General features: G+C 46.6%; 3 protein-coding genes. 2 read left to right on the top strand and 1 reads right to left on the bottom strand.

Going from position 1 to position 2611, the window contains the following annotated elements; translation table 11 throughout:
* The coding region (locus ACW12G_RS01845) for a glycoside-pentoside-hexuronide (GPH):cation symporter (protein ID WP_455647142.1) at positions 1 to 878 on the bottom strand (878 nt) is incomplete at its 3' end.
* A 239-nt stretch (positions 879 to 1117) separates the two neighbouring features.
* Here ACW12G_RS01845 and ACW12G_RS01840 point away from each other — a divergent pair.
* Both ACW12G_RS01840 and ACW12G_RS01835 read left to right on the top strand, forming a co-directional pair.
* The gene (locus ACW12G_RS01840; protein ID WP_455647141.1) at positions 1118 to 2077 is read left to right on the top strand and encodes a prolyl oligopeptidase family serine peptidase; all 960 of its coding nucleotides are present in this window, start codon (positions 1118 to 1120) and stop codon (positions 2075 to 2077) included.
* Between the two features lie 21 nt (positions 2078 to 2098).
* The coding region (locus tag ACW12G_RS01835; protein WP_455647139.1) for an alpha/beta hydrolase at positions 2099 to 2611 on the top strand (513 nt) is incomplete at its 3' end.

Here is a 2611-nt window from a genome sequence, read left to right as displayed (position 1 = left end):
CGCATTTGGAAATGGCGAATCAAAAACGGAATCGTAATGGCACCCACAATCATGGCCAACGCACTCAGCAAATTAGCAATCGCTGACATCCCCTCATTGTGCAACACATACTTAAAGAAGTAAACCGTTGAAGAATTTTTGACCACCACACCAATGAAGATAATGATATTGGTAATAATAATAGTCCACCAAGGACCGTTAGGGAGTAGCGCCTTAATACTATCATGCAATGGCACCGGCTTTTCTTGTGCGGGCGTCACGTTCTCACGCACATTGGTAAACGTGAACACTTCAGCCATGACAAGAATCACCGCAAAGATGCCCATTGCAATCGTAAACCCTTTTGGACTATTAAGACCACCAAACAGCGATACTAGCGGTAAAATGGCCAAGCCAGAAATTAAGCCACCAAATTGCCCCAGTACGTTACGGAACATATTGGCTGAGGCACGCTCATTGGCATCCCCCGATAGACTGGGCAAAATGGCGTTAATCGCCGTGCCTAAACCAGCGAAGTAGATGGTGAAAATAGCATACGTGGCATACGCTAACGGCAACCGCGCATTGACTGGGAAAAACGCAATGGAGAACAGCAACACGGCTGACACAGCGTATGGCACGGCCATCCATAAGAACCACGGCCGAACTTTACCAAAACGGGTTTGCGTTTTATCCACTAAGATACCAAAGATAGGACCGGCAAAGGCGTCAAAAATCCGAACCACCAAAAATAAAATACCGGTTGCCGCTAAGCTAATGCTCGCGACATCCGTATAGTAAAACATCAGGTAGTTTGTCGCTGCGACAAACACCAAGTTATTACCAAAGTCACTCATACCATAAGCAACTTTGTTTGCGACGGTTAATTTCTGTTCCATTTGAGTATCCTCCTCAATCAAGGCCAGCGAAAACGCTTACATTTTTAACCGCCCTTATTATAATCGCGATATTTTTTTATGTCAAGCGAACGCCATAAATATGTCATGAACTATTTATTTTTCCATTATAAGAAACATAAAACAAATATGGTTTGCGTTTGACATATTATCACAACGCGTTTACTATGAAGTCGTATTATAATTGCGATAAACTTAACGATAATTTGGAGGTCAGTCAATTGTCTACCCAACCACAGTATCTTGCCCCATTTTCAGTGCATGATTTCCCTGAAGATCAGACGCTGGTCCCTGGCGCCACAATCTTAATCGGTGATGACACACCAAAAATGCCCATGTGTTTCACGAATATCGTCTATGACGATCGCCAACCTGGCTTGGTGTTAGATATTCTTGTCCCACCGGTCTATATCCCCGAAACTGGCGTCAATGATCAGCGGCAATTCCCTTTAATTATTTGGATTCAAGGCTCAGCCTTTGCTACCCAAGAAATTGGCTTACGCTTACCCCACTTGGTCGACATTGCCCAACAAGGCTATGTTGTTGCTGCGGTGGCCTATCAGGGTAGTGATAAAGGTGGGACTTTCCCGTCCACGATTCAGGATATCAATGCCGCCATTGATTTTCTTGTCGCTCACGCCAAAGACTACCATATTGATCCTGACCAACTGGTACTTTGGGGTGAATCCTCTGGGGCTTACACTGCCATTATGACGGCAGCGACTCAAAATGATGCGGCTTTTTTTAAAACAGCGCCAAAAAACCGCACATTCCAGGCGGTGATTGACTTTTACGGCCCAACCCGCTTACAAGACTTGGATTTAGCACCATCTATTCAGGAACATCGTTCCGCCGATAGCTGGGTGGGCGCCTACTTTGGCCATCACGCCATCGATCCAACCGCTGATATCATGCAACAAGCTGATCCCGTCACGCATCTGCACGATGGCCTGCCACCATTTTTAATTTTTCATGGCACGTTAGATATGATTGTCCCCTTCCAACAAAGCGTCCTCCTCAAAAAGGCACTTGATGCCGTGAACGTGCCGAATCAATTTGTCACGATGCAAGGCAGCAACCACGGCACCGATGCTTTTTGGTCGCCGGCAGCCAAAGCAATTGTCCTGTCATTTTTAGCGGATCACACCACAAAAGCACCCACGTTACCCGTCACCGTTTAATCACACCATTTGGAGAAAATTATGGCTTTTATGACCCTGCATTACTTCTCAAATACGCTCAATAAAATGACTGAAGTCAACATCATCGTACCGGAAAGACGCGAGACTGATGGCACGGTCGCTTATGACCAACTGCATGCCCAACCGCTAAAAACGGTCTGGTTACTGCATGGTCTGTCTGGCGACGCAACCGATTGGTATCGCATGACCGGCTTAGAGCGTTATGCTACAGCGACTGGTTACGCGGTGGTCATGCCAAATGCCGATCGCAGTTTTTACAATAACATGGCCCACGGCCAACGCTACTGGGACTTTATCACGGCAGAATTACCCCAGCGATTACGCGCCCTGCTCCCACTGAGTAGCGCCCGCGAGGACAATGTCGTGATGGGAAATTCGATGGGTGGTTATGGCGCCTTAAAATGGGGACTGAATCAACCACAACATTTTAGCCGAATTGTGGCCTTATCTGCGGTGGTCGATTTAGCCGATTTCTACGAAAAACGCGCTATCTTTGCCATGCCTGATTTTAAT

Source organism: Leuconostoc sp., assembly GCF_965300815.1.
Note: the sequence above shows the minus strand (reverse complement) of the source record. Positions and strands in the feature narration are given on the sequence as shown.